This window comes from Dermacoccus sp. UBA1591 (genome assembly GCF_002322065.1).
Taxonomy (GTDB): Bacteria; Actinomycetota; Actinomycetes; order Actinomycetales; family Dermatophilaceae; genus Dermacoccus; species Dermacoccus nishinomiyaensis.
The window spans coordinates 13,270-28,987 of record NZ_DCNR01000119.1 but is presented as its reverse complement, the minus strand read 5'-3'; the positions used below and the strand labels follow the sequence as shown (position 1 = coordinate 28,987).

The following is a 15,718-nucleotide window of genomic DNA, read 5'->3' as shown; positions in this document are numbered from 1 at the left end:
CCTTCTTCGTTGCCGTCTTCTTCGACGCGGCCTTCTTGGTCGTCGTCTTCTTCGCGGCAGCCTTCTTGGCGGGCTTGTCCGCAGCGTCGGCGTCGGCGTCCTCGGAGGCGACCGGAGTGGCGTTCTCACCGTCGGCGGCCTGCGCCTCGTCCTCGTCATCGCCGGTGTCGACGGCGGCGTTCAGGTCGACCACGTTGCCCGCCGTGTCCTTGACCGTGGCGGACTCGAGAACGGTGGCGAGAGCCTTGCGGCGAGCGACCTCACCCATGATGGCGGGCACCTGGCCCTGCGCGTCGAGCGCCTGCGCGAACGTGTTCGGGTCCATGCCGTACTGCTGCGCCGACATGATGAGGTACTCGATCAGCTCGTCCTGGCCGACCTGGATCTCGTGCTTCTCGACGATCTCGTCGAGCAGGAGCTGCGTCGCGACCTGCTGACGCGTCGATTCGGTGACCTCGGCGCGGTGCTCGTCATCGTCGAGACGGTTCTCGCCCTCGAGGTGGTTCGTCACCTCTTCGGTGACGATGGACTCGGGCACCGGGATGTCGAGGTGCTCGAGGAGGACCTCGAGGACCTTGTCGCGGGCCTGGACGCCCTGCTCGAAGCGCTTGGTGCGCTCGACCTCGGCGCGCAGGTCGGCCTTGAGCTCGTCGATCGTGTCGAACGACGACGCCAGCTGGGCGAACTCGTCGTCGAGCTCGGGCAGCTCACGGACCTTGACCGACTCGACCTTGACGGTGCACTCGGCGTTCTCGCCCTCGTGCTCACCGCCGGCGAGCGGCGAGGTGAACGTCGTCTCCTCGCCGGCCTTGAGGCCCGTCAGCGCCTCGTCGAGACCGTCGAGCATCGTGCCCGAGCCGATCTCGTAGGAGACACCGGAGACCGCGTCGATCTCGTTGCCGTCGATCGTGGCCGACAGGTCGATCGTGACGAAGTCGCCCTTCTTGGCCTTGCGCTCGACCGACTCGAGCGTGCCGAAACGCTCGCGCAGCTCGGCGATGCGCTCGTCGATGTCGGCGTCGGAGACCTCGATCGGCTCGACCTCGACCTCGAGCGTGTCGAACGCCGGGAGCGTGATCTCGGGGCGGATGTCGACCTCGGCGGTGAAGCTCAGGCCCGCGCCGTCCTCGAGCGGGAACTCGGTGATGTCGACCTCGGGCTGGCCGAGGACCTTGACGTCGTTCTCGACAATCGCGTTCGTGTACAGCTCCGGAAGCGCCTCGTTGACGGCTTCCTGGATGACGGCCGCGCGGCCGAAACGCTGCTCGATGAGCTTCGCGGGAACCTTGCCCTTGCGGAAACCGGGGATCTGAACCTGCGAGCCGATGGTCGTGTAGGCCTTCTCGATGCTCGGCTTCAGTTCGTCGGCCGTGACGTCAACGGTGAGCTTGACCCGGGTCGGGGTTAGGTTTTCGACAGCGCTCTTCATCAGCGGTGCACTCCAGTCGATCGGTGATGGTGGGCGCGCCCGCACTGGCCGGCCGATCATCGGCCCTGCCTGCGGCGCGGCGCACTCCTCTTACTCGTCGTTCATGCTAACGGTCGGGGTGACAGGATTCGAACCTGCGGCCTTCCGCTCCCAAAGCGGACGCGCTACCAAGCTGCGCCACACCCCGTCAGCCCCGCTCGCCGGAGGCGAGGCGGGCCGCTCCGCGCGCGCCGTCCTGCTGCGATCGCGCCGGGGCGCGCTCTCGCAAGACGAACGGCGGCCCCCGCGGGAGCCGCCGTCGCGGTGCTGGAGCGGGCGACGAGAATCGAACTCGCGTGATCAGTTTGGAAGACTGAGGCTCTACCATTGAGCTACGCCCGCACGTTTCTCGGACACATTACCCGAACACGCCGTGACGCCCCAATCCGCGGGGGCTGACCTGGCCCGCCGCCGTCGCCCCGTGCTCGCGCGAAGCGCCGCCGACGGTCGTCTTGGCCACCGAGACGTTCGCCAACGAACGATGCCGGCGGTCTCGACGCGGCCCCCGCGCATGTGCTTCGGTGAAGATGAGTCCGGTTCGCCGGAGCACTTCCATTCGCAGGAGGCACATCATGGGCATTTTCGACAGCGCCAAGGACAAGGCCAGCGAGTTCGCCCAGGACAACCCCGACAAGCTCGACCAGGGCGTCGAGAAGGCCGGCGACTTCGCCGACGACAAGACGGGCGGCCAGCACGCCGACCAGATCGACAAGGGCCAGGACTTCGCGAACGAGAAACTCGACGGCGCCTTCGGCGGCGAGTGAGCTGCCTCCGTTGAACGCTGACGGCGCCGCTCCCCGGTGGGGGGCGGCGCCGTTCGTCGTTCAAGCAGGATAGGTCGATCGGGCAGATGCACTCGCTGAGAAGGGCGCGCTCACTCAGACGGACGCGGTTCCGCGCGCGTGGCGCGATTCGGACGACTCAGGCACGGGCCGCCAGATGACGACAACGGAGCGATCGTCCTGCCCCCCGGTGCGCGCCGAGGCCTCGCAGATGCGCTGGGCCGCCCCCTCCGGGCCGGCGCTGATGGCCCGTTGCGCGAGGCCTAGCATCTGCTGCGTCCCGGCCGCGAGGTCGCCGTCAGGGCCCTCGACGACGCCGTCGGTGTAGAGGAGCAGGACATCGCCGGGCTCGAGCACCCCGCCGGCGCGCGCGTAGTCCTGCGGCCCCTGGTCGAACAACCCGAGCAGCAGACCGGCCGCGCCGGTGATCATCTCCCAGCGGCGCGTGCCCGCGTGATAATGCGCGGCGCTCGGGTGACCGGCCGTACCGACGCAGTACTGGCCGTCCTCGACGTTGATCGAGACGTGGATGGCGGAGGCGAACCCGTCGCGCCAGCCCTGGCGGATGAGGTAGCGGTTCGCGCCGGGAAGAAAATCCTCCGGGCGCGTCTCCCCCAGCAACCCAGCGAGGGCGCCGGAGAGCAGCAGCGCACGCATCCCCGCCGACGGGCCGTGCCCGGAGACGTCGGTGAGGGCGAGGTGCAGGTGGTCGGCGCGTCGGGCGGCGACGACGAAGTCACCGCTGAAGGCATCCCCGCGTGAGGGCATGACACAGTGCTCGACGCGCATCCCGTCCGGCATCTCGGGTGGCAGGGCCTGGGTGTCGAGCCGCTGGCGCAGATCCTTGAGCATGCTCGAGCCCACCGAGAGCGGCACACCCATCGTGAAGCGCTGACGGTTCGCGAACGCGACGATGCCGACGATGAGGGCGAGAGCCACCGCGACGGACCACTGCGTCGGCGCGTCGGACCAGGTGATCGCGGCCGTCGTCACATAGCCCGTCAGGACGATGGCGATGGCGAGCGCCAGGCGACGCCCCGACAACAGGAACGCTGCGGCGACGATGAGCGGGATGAAGACCGCATGCGACATCGTCGGCGTGAGCGCGATGGCGGCGGCACAGACGATCGCGGTGAGCAGCGCGAACGCGACGACGACGCTGTGCGGCTTGGAGATCGGAGTGGCCACGGCACGCTGCACCGACTGACGCAGGCGCGTCTGTTCGCGTTGAGCCTCCAGAACCACGCGCGCCAGCCTATAGGGGTTGCCTCACGCGCACCAGGGGTGGTGGAGCATGCACCTGCGTGGGTGACAGGCTCCACCGACCCGGGCCGACGGCCCGTCACACGGCGAGACGATCGCGCCGGGCGGGCCGTTCGAAGGCCTCAGTCCTCGGAGGGCAGCGTGCCGTCCCGCTCGTACTTCTCGACCATCGCGAGGCGGCGCGCGTGACGCTCGACGCCCGCGTACGGCGTCTCGATGAAGGTGCGGGCGATCTGCTTGGCCTCGTCGATCGAGACGAAGCGACCACCGATCGACAGGATCTGCGCACCGTTGTGCTCGCGTGCGAGAGAGGCGAACTCGGGCGTCAGGCACAGCGCGGCACGGATGCCCTTGACCTTGTTCGCCGCCATCTGCTCGCCGTTGCCGGAACCGCCGAGAACGATGCCGAGCGAGCCCTCGTCGTCACGCACGCCCTCGGCGGCACGCAGGACGTAGACCGGGTAGTCGTCCTCGGCGTCGTACTCGCTCGGGCCGTGGTTGATGACCTCGTGACCCTGCTCGGTCAGGTAGGTCAGCAGGGCCTGCTGGGTCTCGAAAGCTGCGTGGTCGCCACCGATGTGAATGCGCATGTGTGCTCGTCCTTGTCGCGAAGATATGGCCTGAGGGGCAGTGGTGGTGCGGAGGGTCAGCTGAAGTCGGGGCCGACGTCGCGGCTGCGCTTGAGTTCGTAGAAACCGGGCGTGCCCGCGACGAGGAGGCAACCGTCCCACAGGCGCCCGGCGTCCTCACCCTTGGGCGCCGGCGTCACGACCGGGCCGAAGAACGCGGTGCCGCCGAACGCGACGACGGGGGTGCCGACGTCCGTGCCGACGAGGTCGGTCGCGCGCTTGTGCGCGGCCCGCAGGGCGACGTCGACATCGTCGCCGGGCACGTTGGTCGCCGCGTCGACGAGCTCCGGCTCGAGACCGCACTCGGCGAGCGACTCCACGAGCACGCGCCGCACGCTCTCGGCGTCACGCGGGTCGGCGCCGCCGGGGTGGAAGCGGGTGCCGATCGCGTCGTAGAGCGGCTTGACGACGTCGTCGCCGTGCGCCTGTTGCGCCGCGATGACCAGGCGTGCGGGCGCCCACGCCTGTTCGAGGAAGGCCCGGTAATCATCGGGCAGGTCGCGGCCCTCGTTGAGGACGGCGAGGCTCATGACGCGCCAGGTGACGCGCACGTCACGCACCTTCTCGACCTCCATGAGCCAGCGGGACGTCATCCACGCCCACGGGCACATCGGGTCGAAGAACATCTCGACGGTAGGGGCTGCGGACTCGGGCTGATTTTCGCTCACCGTCCCATCCTGCCACCTCGAGCGCTCGTGCAAGGATGGGCAGCACCGCCCGAACGGCTGTGGCGCACACCACTTCGCGCACCGCCGTTCCTCAACCCTGCTGGAAGGACACCACTGACGTGAACGGGGCCAACCTCACCCGCGACGACGCGCAGACCCGCGGCGAGAACATCACCGTCGACTCCTACGCCGTCACCCTCGACCTCACCACCGGCCCGACGACGTTCGCGACGTCGAGCGTCGTGCGCTTCAGCGCGCAGCCCGGCAGCGAGACATGGCTCGATTTCCTGGGCGAGTCCGTCAGCCGCGTCGTCGTCAACGGCGAGGAGCGTGACGTCGACTGGAACGGGGCGCGCATCCGCCTCACCGATCTCGCCGCCGAGAACGAGGTGCGCGTCGACGCCGTCGGCGTCTACATGAACACCGGTGAGGGCCTGCACCGCTTCGTCGACCCCGCCGACGACGAGGTCTACCTCTACTCGCAGTTCGAGGTGCCGGACGCGCGACGCATGTACCCCGTCTTCGAACAGCCCGACCTCAAGGCGACGTTCCAGTTCACCGTCACGGCGCCCGCGCGCTGGCAGGTGCTGTCGAACGAGACGACGCCGGAGCCGAAGCCCGCGACGCAGACCTACACGGGTCCGAACGGGGTGAGCGAGCCGGCCGCGACGTGGGAGTTCGCCCCCACCGCCCGCATCTCCTGCTACGTCACCGCGCTCGTCGCGGGCCCCTACGAGGCGTACCGCGACAGCGTCGAGACGCGCGCCGGCACCATCCCTCTCGGCGTGTTCTGCCGCAAGTCGCTCGCTCCGCACATGGACGCCGACGAGATCTTCGACATCACCAAGCGTGGCTTCGCGTTCTTCGAGAACGAGTTCGACCAGCCCTACCCGTTCACCAAGTACGACCAGATCTTCACGCCGGAATACAACGCGGGCGCGATGGAGAACGTCGGCTGCGTGACGTTCTCCGAGATCTACGTCTTCCGCGCCAAGGTCTCGGAGGCCGTCGTCGAGCGCCGTGCGCTGACGGTGCTGCACGAGCTCGCGCACATGTGGTTCGGCGACCTCGTCACGATGAAGTGGTGGAACGACCTGTGGCTCAACGAGTCGTTCGCCGAGTGGGCCTCGACGACGGCGCAGGCCGAGGCGACTCGTTGGGAATCGGCGTGGACGACGTTCGGCACGTCCGAGAAGGCGTGGGCCTACCGTCAGGACCAGCTGAGCTCGACGCACCCCATCGTCGCCCCGATCCGCGACCTCGCCGACGTGGAGGTCAACTTCGACGGCATCACGTACGCCAAGGGCGCTTCGGTGCTCAAGCAGCTCGTCGCCTACGTCGGGCGTGAGCCGTTCACCGCCGGTCTGCGCGCTTACTTCGCGCGCTATGCGTGGCAGAACACGACGCTGCCGCAGCTGCTCGCCGAGCTCGAGACGACGAGCGGACGCGACCTCACGCAGTGGTCGAAGCTGTGGCTCGAGACCGCCGGCGTCAACACGCTGCGCCCGATCGTCGAGACCGACGACGACGGCCGCATGACGAGCGTCGTCATCGAGCAGAGCGCCGCCGACGACTACCCCACGCTGCGTCCGCACCGCCTCGCCGTCGGCTGCTACATGCTGCGTGACGGCGCCCTGACGCGCACCGCGCGCGTCGAGCTCGACGTCGACGGTGAGCGCACCGAGGTGAGCGAGCTCGTCGGCACGCCGCAACCCGACCTGCTGCTCGTCAACGACGACGACCTCGCCTACGCGAAGATCCGTCTCGATGCGCGCAGCCTCGCCACGGCCATCGCCCACCCGCGCGCGTTCACGGATTCGCTGCCGCGCGCCCTCGTGCTCGGCGCCGCCTGGGACATGACGCGCGATGCGGAGATGTCGGCGCGCGACTTCATCGACATGGCCCTCGCGACGCTGCCGGGCGAGAGTGACTCGACGCTGCTGCGCACCCTGCTCGGGCAGCTGACGACCGCCGCGCGCACGTACACGGCACCGGAGCACCGCGACGACGTCGTCGCCCTCGTGGCCCGCACTCTGCGCGGTCTGCTGCTGTCGGCCGAGCCCGGCTCCGATGCGCAGCTCCAGCTCGCGCAGGCGTTCACGTCGTTCGCCGCGAGCGCCGACGACCTCGCGTTCGTCCGCGGCCTGTTCGAGGGCTCGTCCGTGCTCGACGGTCTCGCCCTCGACACCGAGATGCGCTGGACGCTGCTCACGAGCCTCGTCGCCGGTGGCGTGCTCGGCGAGCTCGAGATCGCGGCCGAACTCGAGCGGGACAACACCGCGACCGGCGCTGAGCGCGCCGCGCGTGCCCGGGCGGCGATGCCGACGGCCGAGGCGAAGGCCGCGGCGTGGGCGTCCGTCGTCGACTCCGACGCGCTCGCGAACCAGACGATCGCCGAGACCGCCGCGGGCTTCGGGCACGTGCACGACGAGGCACTGCTCGAGCCGTACGTCGAGCGCTACTTCGAGATGGCCGAGGGCTACTGGGCCTCGCGCACGCACCACATCGCGGAGCTGACGATCGGGTCGTTCTTCCCGTTCACCCTCGCCGGGCCGCAGCTGCTCGCGCAGGCCAACACCTGGCTCGACGCCCACCGTGACGCCCCGGCCGGTCTCGTGCGCACCGTTGCCGAGAACCGCGACACCGTGGCGCGCGCCGTCGAGGCTCAGCGCTTCGACGCACAGGCGGCGCGACAGCACGGCTGAGCCCGCCGCGACGGGCGGTGATGCGCGCGAGCCGTGAGTGCTCGTGCTTCCCGCGTCGTGATGCACGTGATGCGGCCCGGGACGGTTTCGATCGTCCCGGGCCGCATCGTGTGTGCCATCGCGACGCAGCTGCGCCGGCTGCAGTGATCTCGCAGAGCCCGGGGAGCCTGGGCTCTGCGAGACTCTCGCTTCACGTGGGGCGGCAGCGAATCGGCCCACGTCGGTCGTTCGAGACGAGCTGGGCGCGGGTGATTGGATGACGGCATGTCATCGATTCCCCTGAGCCTCGTCCCACTGCGCACGTCGACGATGGGCGATCTGTGGCACCACGTCGGTGGCACTCCGGTGCAGGTGGTCATCATCGTCGTCGCGGCCGTCGCGGTGCGTTGGCTCGCCCACCGCGCGATCTCGCGGGCCGTCGAGGCGATGATCGCCCGCCCCCGCTCGACGCGTTCTGGGCAGGACGAGACACGTGGGGCCACTGACGAGGCCGGTCAGCAGACGGGCGCCGCCACCCCTTCCGCCCAGGCGCCAGAAGGCGCGGGCGACGCTGCGGGAGAGGCGGAAGGCGCTGCGGGGAGCACCGCCGTCAGCGCGGGCGACCTGCTCGCTCCGACCCGCGCCCGGTTGCGTGCCGCCGCAGGTCTCGACGACGAGCGTCGCCGTCAGCGCGCCGCGACGATGGGGTCATTGCTGCGCTCGATCACGACGGTGGCGGTCGTCGTCGTCGCGACGCTGACGATCGCCGCGCAGTGCGGCATCCAGCTCGGCCCGATCATGGCGAGCGCCGGAGTCGCGGGCGTCGCGCTCGGCTTCGGCGCGCAGTCGCTCGTCAAGGACTACCTGTCGGGCATCTTCATGATCTTCGAGGATCAGTACGGCGTCGGTGACGTCATCGACACCGGCGAGGCGATCGGAACCGTCGAGGAGGTGACGCTGCGCATCACGCGGCTGCGCGACGCGAACGGTGTCGTCTGGTACGTCCGAAACGGTGAGATCGTGCGCGTCGCCAACCGTTCGCAGGGATGGTCGACGTCGCTCGTCGACATCCCGGTCGCCTACGACTCGGACATCCACACCGTCACCCATGTGCTCGAGGGCGTCGTCGACGCGCTCGAGGCCGACCCCGAGTGGAGCGAGAAGCTGATCGAGCGCCCGAACGTCGCGGGTGTCGAATCGGTGGCGGGCGGCACGATGACGTTCCGCATCATCGCGAAGACGGCGCCGAACGAGAACTTCGGCGTGAGCCGCGAACTGCGCCGACGCAGCGTCATCGCGCTCGAGGACGCAGGCGTCAAGGGCCCGCCGGCCCAGCCGTTCGCCGCCGTCAACACCGCCCTGCCGAGGTGAGGCCGACCTCGGCACCGATGAAGGGACATCCGGCCACGCGACGGCCGTGGCGCGCGGGTGAAAGACTGGACGCATGAGTGAGCCGACGCTGTACGACCGCATGGGCGGCCACGCCACGTTTCACCGTCTCGTCGAGGTGTTCTACGACGGCGTGGCGCAGGACGCGACGCTGCGAGCGATGTACCCCGAGGCCGATCTCGAGCCCGCGAAGCGCCGTTTCGAGATGTTCCTCGAACAGTACTGGGGCGGCCCGACGACGTACTCGGCCGAGCGCGGCCACCCGCGCCTTCGGATGCGACACATGCCGTTCGCCGTCACCCCCGAGCAGCGCGACCGCTGGCTGACGCACATCATGGCGGCGTGCGACGACGTCGCCCTGGAACCGGAGCTCGACCGCCTGCTGCGCGACTACCTCGTGCGCGCGGCCTACAGCCTCGTCAACACCCCCGGGCCGGAGCCGGAGCACCCGGTTCGCTGACGCGCCGCCGTCACCGAGTCGAACGGCTCGGGCAGCGATGGGCCTGTCGAGCCCCTCTCGGCCGCGGGTGATGCGGACGGTTTCGTCCCAGCGCCCGTGGTTGGCAGACTGGGGCGGTGAGTGAACAGACTTCGTGGATCAAGCAGACCTCAGCGACGCACGTCGGCCTCGGCGGCCAGGAATGGTGGCGTACGTCCGCCGTCTACCAGGTGTATCCGCGCTCGTGGGCCGATTCGAACGGTGACGGTGTCGGCGACCTGCCCGGCATCACCGCCAAGCTGCCCTACCTGCGCGACCTCGGCGTCGACGCGCTGTGGATCTCGCCGTTCTACACCTCCCCGATGGCCGACGCGGGCTACGACGTCGCCGACTACCGCGACATCGACCCGCTGTTCGGCACCCTCGCCGACGCCGACAAGCTGATCGCCCGCGCGCACGAGCTCGACCTGCGCGTCATCGTCGACCTCGTGCCGAACCACTCCTCCGACGAGCACGAGTGGTTCAAGGCGGCCCTCGCGGCCGGCCCTGGTTCGCCGGAGCGCGAGCGCTACCTGTTCCGCGACGGCAAGGGCGAGAACGGTGAACTGCCGCCGAACGACTGGCAGGCGATCTTCGGCGGCAACGCGTGGACGCGCGTCAGCGACGCCGACGGCAACCCCGAGCAGTGGTACCTGCACCTGTTCGACCCCAAGCAGCCGGACTTCAACTGGAACAACCCCGAGGTCCGCGACGAGTTCGTCTCGATCCTGACGTTCTGGCTCGACCGCGGTGTCGACGGCTTCCGCGTCGACGTCGCGCACAGCCTGATCAAGGCCGACGGGCTGCCCGATCACGCGGCGCACGCGCAGATGGCCGGCACCGGCGATGCGAGCCACGACAACGGCGGCCCGATGTGGGATCAGGAGGGCGTGCACGAGATTTACCGCGCGTGGCGCGAGTTGCTCGACTCCTACAACCCGCGCGACACCGAGGGTTACGACTCCGCCGCCGACCGCGCGATGTGCGCCGAGGCGTGGGTCAGCCCGCCCGAGCGCCTCGCCCGCTACGTGCGCCCGGACGAGTTCCACCAGGCGTTCAACTTCGCCTTCCTCGAGACACCGTGGCGTGCCGCCGACCTGCACGAGAGCATCACGTCGTCGTACCGCTCGAACGACTCCGTCGGCGCACCGACGACGTGGGTCCTGAGCAACCACGACGTCGTGCGTCACGCCACTCGTCTTGCGCTGCCCGTCGGGCAGCCGCGCCCCAACGGCATCCGCGCCGAGGACCCGCAGCCCGACGCGGCACTCGGCCTGCGTCGCGCCCTCGCGGCGACGGCACTCGAGCTGGCACTGCCCGGCGGCGCCTACCTGTACCAGGGTGAGGAACTCGGCCTGCCCGACCACACGACGATGCCCGACGAGGCGCGTCAGGACCCGACGTGGGAGCGCTCCGAGCACACCGAGGCCGGCCGTGACGGCTGCCGCGTGCCGATGCCGTGGGTCAAGGACGCGCCGTCGTTCGGGTTCGGCCCGTCGGAGGCGACGTGGCTGCCGCAGCCCGAGGTCTACGGTGACCTCGCCGTCGACCAGCAGGACGGCGTGGCCGGTTCGACGCTCGAGTTCTACCGCCGCATGCTGCGCGAGCGTCACGCCCGCGAACTGGGCTCCGGCTCTCTCACGTGGGTCGAGGGTGCCGGCGACGACGTCCTGGCGTTCGTCAACAGCCGTGACGGCCACGAGGACCTGTGGGTCGTCACGAACTTCGGTGAGCCGGTCGCCCTGCCCGACGACGCGTTCGTCGTCCTGAGCAGCGGTGAGGCCGACAGCCTCACCGTCGAACGCGACGTGACGGTCTGGTTCACGCGAGCCTGATCGAGGCCCACCCGGTCGCAGCGCGACGCGATGATGGCGGGTAACTCACGCGTAGTCGCGTCACGAGGCGCCTACCTGTGAGTTACCCGCCATCGTGCGTCGACGGTAGCCGGAGCTGTCGTGTGTGCGTCCTGGCATGACGCGTGCTTGGCGCACGGTCACTCCCCCGGGTAGACCACCCCGAGCTGACGGCGGATCTCGTCCATGAGACCCATGACGCGCAACGTCTCGGCGTGTGGCATGAGGGGCGACTCGCGGCGGCCGTCGCTGATGCAGCGGGCCACCTCGACGGCCTCGAAGTGCAGCGCGTGCAGGTCGTCGGCACCGTCGAAGGTGTCGAGCACCTCGCCGTCGTTGCTGACGAGTCGCACCTGCGTCGGGAAGTAGAACCACCCGTCGAGTTCGAGGCGCCCTTCGGTGCCGGCGACTACGGCGGTGTTGGGCGTCTGCGTCGCCATCGTCGTGCCGAGACCGGCGATGGAACCACCGGCGCGCAGGGTGATCGTCTCGCATTCGTCGACGCCCTGCGGCGTGAGGATGCCGGTGGCGACGACGTCGTCGACCTGCGGCATGAGCATTGCCGCGAAGCTGAGCGGGTAGATACCGAGGTCGAGGAGCGCACCGCCGGCGAGGGCGGGATCGGACAGGCGCCGGGGCCCCTCCGGGTAGAGCGCCTGACCGTGGTCAGCGGCGATCCAGCGCACGTCACCGATGAGGCCGGCGTCGATGGCCTGACGGATCACGTCGTAGTGCGGCAGGAAGCGCGACCACATGGCTTCCATGACGAACACGCCGGCGCGCTCCGCCGCCTCGAGCACCTCCCGAGCCTCGGCGGCGTTGCGCGTGAATGCCTTCTCGACGAGGACGTGCTTGCCCGCCTCGATGGCGAGCAGTGCGTGGTCGCGGTGCGCGCTGTGTGGCGAGGCGACGTACACGACGTCGACGTCGTCGTCAGCAACGAGTTCGCCGTAGGATCCGTAGGCCGTTGCTCCGGAGGCGAATTCGTCGACGAACTCTTGCGCCCGCTGAACATTTCGAGAACCGACGGCTACGATGCGTTGCGACGTCCGCGCCGTGAGCGCTTGCGCGAACGTGCGGGCGATGCCGCCGGGCGCGATGATGCCCCAGCGCAGGCTCGGTGCGTCGATGGGGTCGAGGGTGCGTGGCTGCGGTAGTGAACGGTGCGTCATGGTCACGACGATAACCGCGCAGGCACCCTTCGTTCGGCTCGGCGGGCTCGCGTGCACGGCGCCGGATGCCCGACCGCTCAGGTGCGGAGGATTTCGACGGTGACGCATCGCACCCGAACGCGCGCCGCCAGGTGCGCACCCCGCGTCAGCAACGTCGCGCACCCCAGCCGATCGGCACGCTCGCGGTCCGAGCGACGAGCGACATCCCCCGCCCGCGCGGCCCACCCTTGAGGTGCGCAAACCCGCGTCAACGACGCCGCGCGCCCCGAGCCATCAGCGCACGAGAACGTGCCCGACGTCTGTCGAGACGCGATGCCAGCGGGCCGTGCCGTACACCGTCGCGACATCGCCGACGGCGAATCCGAGCGCGTACAGCCCGAGCGCGGCCCCGGTGGGCAACCCGTCGGCGCCGCCGAGATCACCCTCGATCGGGCGGTTCCAGACGCGTTCACGGAGCTGTTCGACGGCTGCGGCACCGGCGCCCTCGGGGGTTCCGGTGGCGACCTCCTCGATGCCGACGCGCGCGACGTGCACGAGACCGTCGACGGGCAGGCGCGCCAGCGGCGACCATCCGCTGCGCGGGGGCGTGACAGCAGCCCAGGACGTGCGCACCGTCATCGGCGGGATCTCGAGCGTGAAGGCGCCATCGGATTCGTCGACGACCTGGGGGCTTGCACCGGGCGCGGCGTTCGGTACCGCACCACGCGGCGAACCGCTGCGAGCCAGACGATCGGCGACCGCCGCCAATGGGACGACGACGTCGACCGGCTCGTCGACGGCGCGCGCGAGCGGCAGCACCCGCAACCCTATGACGGTGCCCTCCCCCATGAGTCCGCGGCCCTTGCGCACGCCGACCCACGCGGCGAGCGTCGCTCCACTCGCCTGGAGGCGGATCGCGCCGTCGGCGTCGAGCGTGCGCGCGCGGGCGACGTACGTCGTCAGGTCTGCGGCGACCTGGACGTCCGCGAGCTCCAACCCGTCGCTCACGCCGAGGCCTCGCGGCGCTTCTCGGCAGCGCGGTGGCGGAACGGCACGGGCGGGCCGACGAAGCGTCGCAGCTGTGTCTTGTCGTGCTCCTCGAGCCGGCGCGGCCGCTCGGTTTGGAAGTCGTAACCGACGAGCGTCGTCTCCGCGAGCGCGTACGTCGTCGAACCGTGCCCCCCGTCGCGCACCTCGTACCCGACGTCGTACGCCGCGCCGCCGAGGTGCGTGATCCACATGGCGACCTCGATCGGCTCGATGCGGAACAGCAACGGCGCCCGGTACTCGATCTCGTGACGCGCGACGATGATGCCTTCGCCGACGACGGAACGCTCACGACCGAACCACTGCGCGAACGCGAGGATGCGGGCGTCCTCGAGCAGACGCAGGAACTGGACGTTGTTGACGTGGCCGTAGGCGTCCATGTCCGACCACCGCAGCGGAACGGGCACGACGGAGGCATAGTCGGGCGCGTAGGTCATGGCGGTCATTATCCCCCGCGCCCAGGCCCGATCACCAACCGACGGCGGTGTCATGTCACGCGGTTGCGCGCGGGAGGCGCCGTTCATGGGTAGCCTCGCCTCGTGACTTCCCTCGTTTCGATCGAACCGTCCGACGACCCGGTCGGCGACCTGCTGAACATCCTCGACGTCCGCCCGGTGGGCAGTGCAACGATCTCCGCGTCCTTCGACGAGGACGGTGAGCGCCGCGTCGACCTCGGTCAGAGCGCCGCGGACCTGTTCGTCGGCGAATCGCAGCCGCAGCCGCACGGGCGCATCTTCGGCGGGCAGGTTCTCGCGCAGTGCATCGTCGCGGCCGGCCGCACCGTCGGTGAGATCAAGCCCGGGGCGCCGCGCCACATCCACTCCCTGCACGGGTACTTCCTGCGCCCGGGGGACGCTGCGCAGCCGGTGCGTTTCGCCGTCGAGCGACTACGTGACGGTGGGTCGTTCTCCGCTCGGCGCGTTCACGCGATCCAGAACGGCGCGCCGATCCTCAGCGTCATCATGAGCTTCCAGGAGGACGCCGGCGGCATCGACCACCAGGTGACGATGCCGGACGTGCCGGCCCCCGAGTCGCTGCCCACGACCGCGGACATCGTCGGCGACATCGATCACCCGATGGCGCAGCACTGGGCGCGCGGACGCGCTGTCGACGTTCGACACGTCGAGGGCGGGCTCTATCTCGCGCCGGCGGACGAACGTCAGCCGTTCCAGAACCTGTGGATGCGCACACTGCGTGAGGTGCCGAACGACCCGCTGCTCAGCGCTGCGATCCTCGCGTACGCCTCCGACTACTCGATGCTCGAGGCGGCGATGCGCGCCAACGGCATCGCCTGGTCGTCACCCGGCTACCGCGCTGCGAGCCTCGATCACGCGATGTGGTTCCACCGACCCGTGGATCTGACGCAGTGGATCCTGTTCGCGCAGGAATCACCCTCGACGTCGGGTGGGCGCGGCCTCGGCGTGGGGCGCATGTTCACCGAGGACGGCACCCTCGTCGCCACCGTCGCGCAGGAGGGCATGATGCGCCTCAAGGACGCCCCCCGCCCCTGACCTCGCGTACCGCCATCCCCTGCACGACTGCGATTCCCGTCCCCATCTGCGATGTTCGTGCCTATCCGCGATTCTTGGTCACATCCGTCGGGCTGCGACGCATGGGCGCTACGTTGAGGGGCATGACTGATTTCGACGCTGACATCACGCTGACCGGGTCCTTGGTGCGGTTGGAGCCCTTGACGCTCGAGCATCATGACGGCCTCGTGGACGCCGTCAACGACGGCGAGATGTGGACGCGCTGGTACACGAGCGTTCCGCGCGCTGACGGTGTTCGCGCGATGATCGAGCAGCGCCTCGCATGGCGCGAGTCGGGGTTCATGGTGCCGTTCGTCGCGGTGCGGCTGGCGGACGAGCAGGTGTTGGGGTGCACGACGTTCTACGACATCGTCGACGCGGTGCCGCGCGTGTCGATCGGCTACACGTGGAATCGCGCGTCCACGCACGGCACGGGCACGAACGCGGAGAGCAAGTTGTTGCTCATGACGTACGCCTTCGAGACGATCGGGGTCGAGTGTGTGCGGTACGAGACGAGCTGGATGAACCAGCAGTCACAGGCCGCGATCGAGCGTCTCGGCGCCAGGCGCGACGGCGTGTTGCGCGCCGATCGTCGCGAGGGCAACGGCGCATTGGGCGACAAGGTTGTCTATTCGATCCTTGCGCACGAGTGGCCGGCCTCGAAGGCTTCTCTCGAGGCGCGCCTCGCGAAACGGCGCTGACCCGTCAGCCCGACGGTCCGGATCCCCAGACCGCGGCACTGACTGCGCCGGCGATGCCGGCCGGCTCTGACGTCGC

14 protein-coding genes and 2 tRNA genes are annotated in these 15,718 nt (G+C 69.7%); 7 read left to right on the top strand and 9 right to left on the bottom strand.

What is annotated here, in order from left to right; genetic code table 11:
• The 3 genes from tig to B2284_RS13745 form a co-directional block, all read right to left on the bottom strand.
• Window positions 1-1,429, bottom strand: a 1,429-nt coding sequence (gene tig / locus B2284_RS13755; RefSeq protein ID WP_286697643.1) for a trigger factor, incomplete at its 3' end; no start/stop codon positions are given.
• Between the two features lie 113 nt (window positions 1,430-1,542).
• Window positions 1,543-1,616 (bottom strand) — tRNA-Pro (locus B2284_RS13750).
• Window positions 1,617-1,736: 120 nt separating this feature from the next.
• Window positions 1,737-1,810 (bottom strand) — tRNA-Gly (locus B2284_RS13745).
• A gap of 230 nt (window positions 1,811-2,040) precedes the next feature.
• Between B2284_RS13745 and B2284_RS13740 the strand changes: the two genes are divergently transcribed.
• Complete coding sequence (locus tag B2284_RS13740; protein WP_006945905.1) at window positions 2,041-2,232, top strand: antitoxin; 192 nt, start codon at window positions 2,041-2,043, stop codon at window positions 2,230-2,232.
• A 114-nt stretch (window positions 2,233-2,346) separates the two neighbouring features.
• On the opposite strand, the gene B2284_RS13735 is transcribed toward B2284_RS13740, so the two are convergent.
• The 3 genes from B2284_RS13735 to B2284_RS13725 form a co-directional block, all read right to left on the bottom strand.
• Window positions 2,347-3,495, bottom strand: coding sequence for a PP2C family protein-serine/threonine phosphatase (locus B2284_RS13735; RefSeq protein ID WP_006945915.1), 1,149 nt, complete (start codon window positions 3,493-3,495; stop codon window positions 2,347-2,349).
• A gap of 140 nt (window positions 3,496-3,635) precedes the next feature.
• Window positions 3,636-4,103 (bottom strand): ribose-5-phosphate isomerase, encoded by a 468-nt coding sequence (locus B2284_RS13730; protein ID WP_006945927.1) that lies wholly within the window; start codon window positions 4,101-4,103, stop codon window positions 3,636-3,638.
• A gap of 56 nt (window positions 4,104-4,159) precedes the next feature.
• Complete coding sequence (locus tag B2284_RS13725) at window positions 4,160-4,810, bottom strand: mycothiol-dependent nitroreductase Rv2466c family protein (RefSeq protein ID WP_082740853.1); 651 nt, start codon at window positions 4,808-4,810, stop codon at window positions 4,160-4,162.
• A 119-nt stretch (window positions 4,811-4,929) separates the two neighbouring features.
• Between B2284_RS13725 and pepN the strand changes: the two genes are divergently transcribed.
• The 4 genes from pepN to B2284_RS13705 all read left to right on the top strand — a co-directional run bounded on the left by pepN (window position 4,930) and on the right by B2284_RS13705 (window position 11,196).
• Window positions 4,930-7,515 (top strand): aminopeptidase N, encoded by a 2,586-nt coding sequence (pepN, locus tag B2284_RS13720; RefSeq protein ID WP_040014777.1) that lies wholly within the window; start codon window positions 4,930-4,932, stop codon window positions 7,513-7,515.
• A gap of 264 nt (window positions 7,516-7,779) precedes the next feature.
• Entirely contained in the window at window positions 7,780-8,865 is a 1,086-nt protein-coding gene (locus tag B2284_RS13715) for a mechanosensitive ion channel family protein (RefSeq protein ID WP_240742502.1), read from the top strand.
• 73 nt (window positions 8,866-8,938) lie between these two features.
• Complete coding sequence (locus B2284_RS13710) at window positions 8,939-9,343, top strand: globin (protein ID WP_006945874.1); 405 nt, start codon at window positions 8,939-8,941, stop codon at window positions 9,341-9,343.
• A 116-nt stretch (window positions 9,344-9,459) separates the two neighbouring features.
• Window positions 9,460-11,196: a glycoside hydrolase family 13 protein gene (locus tag B2284_RS13705; protein WP_082740849.1), complete on the top strand. Its 1,737-nt coding sequence runs from the start codon at window positions 9,460-9,462 to the stop codon at window positions 11,194-11,196.
• A 158-nt stretch (window positions 11,197-11,354) separates the two neighbouring features.
• On the opposite strand, the gene B2284_RS13700 is transcribed toward B2284_RS13705, so the two are convergent.
• From B2284_RS13700 to B2284_RS13690, 3 genes are all read right to left on the bottom strand, one after another.
• Window positions 11,355-12,386: a Gfo/Idh/MocA family protein gene (locus B2284_RS13700; protein WP_240742501.1), complete on the bottom strand. Its 1,032-nt coding sequence runs from the start codon at window positions 12,384-12,386 to the stop codon at window positions 11,355-11,357.
• 273 nt (window positions 12,387-12,659) lie between these two features.
• On the bottom strand, window positions 12,660-13,373 hold the full coding sequence (locus B2284_RS13695; RefSeq protein ID WP_115296392.1) for a DUF8185 domain-containing protein: 714 nt from the start codon (window positions 13,371-13,373) through the stop codon (window positions 12,660-12,662).
• Window positions 13,370-13,849 (bottom strand): acyl-CoA thioesterase, encoded by a 480-nt coding sequence (locus tag B2284_RS13690; RefSeq protein WP_038567517.1) that lies wholly within the window; start codon window positions 13,847-13,849, stop codon window positions 13,370-13,372. The genes B2284_RS13695 and B2284_RS13690 overlap by 4 nt, the downstream gene beginning before the upstream one ends.
• A gap of 102 nt (window positions 13,850-13,951) precedes the next feature.
• Between B2284_RS13690 and B2284_RS13685 the strand changes: the two genes are divergently transcribed.
• Both B2284_RS13685 and B2284_RS13680 read left to right on the top strand, forming a co-directional pair.
• The gene (locus B2284_RS13685) at window positions 13,952-14,923 is read left to right on the top strand and encodes an acyl-CoA thioesterase (RefSeq protein WP_006945875.1); all 972 of its coding nucleotides are present in this window, start codon (window positions 13,952-13,954) and stop codon (window positions 14,921-14,923) included.
• Window positions 14,924-15,045: 122 nt separating this feature from the next.
• Entirely contained in the window at window positions 15,046-15,642 is a 597-nt protein-coding gene (locus B2284_RS13680; protein ID WP_115296393.1) for a GNAT family N-acetyltransferase, read from the top strand.
• The last annotated feature ends 76 nt before the right edge of the window (window positions 15,643-15,718 follow it).

What these genes read in the sequence shown, in the direction of transcription:
- B2284_RS13740 (WP_006945905.1), top strand. Translation starts at nt 2,041, where the DNA reads ATGGGCATTTTCGACAGCGCCAAGGACAAGGCCAGCGAGTTCGCCCAG.
- B2284_RS13730 (WP_006945927.1), bottom strand. Translation starts at nt 4,103, where the DNA reads ATGCGCATTCACATCGGTGGCGACCACGCAGCTTTCGAGACCCAGCAG.
- B2284_RS13715 (WP_240742502.1), top strand. Translation starts at nt 7,780, where the DNA reads ATGTCATCGATTCCCCTGAGCCTCGTCCCACTGCGCACGTCGACGATG.
- B2284_RS13710 (WP_006945874.1), top strand. Translation starts at nt 8,939, where the DNA reads ATGAGTGAGCCGACGCTGTACGACCGCATGGGCGGCCACGCCACGTTT.
- B2284_RS13700 (WP_240742501.1), bottom strand. Translation starts at nt 12,386, where the DNA reads ATGACGCACCGTTCACTACCGCAGCCACGCACCCTCGACCCCATCGAC.
- B2284_RS13690 (WP_038567517.1), bottom strand. Translation starts at nt 13,849, where the DNA reads ATGACCTACGCGCCCGACTATGCCTCCGTCGTGCCCGTTCCGCTGCGG.
- B2284_RS13680 (WP_115296393.1), top strand. Translation starts at nt 15,046, where the DNA reads ATGACTGATTTCGACGCTGACATCACGCTGACCGGGTCCTTGGTGCGG.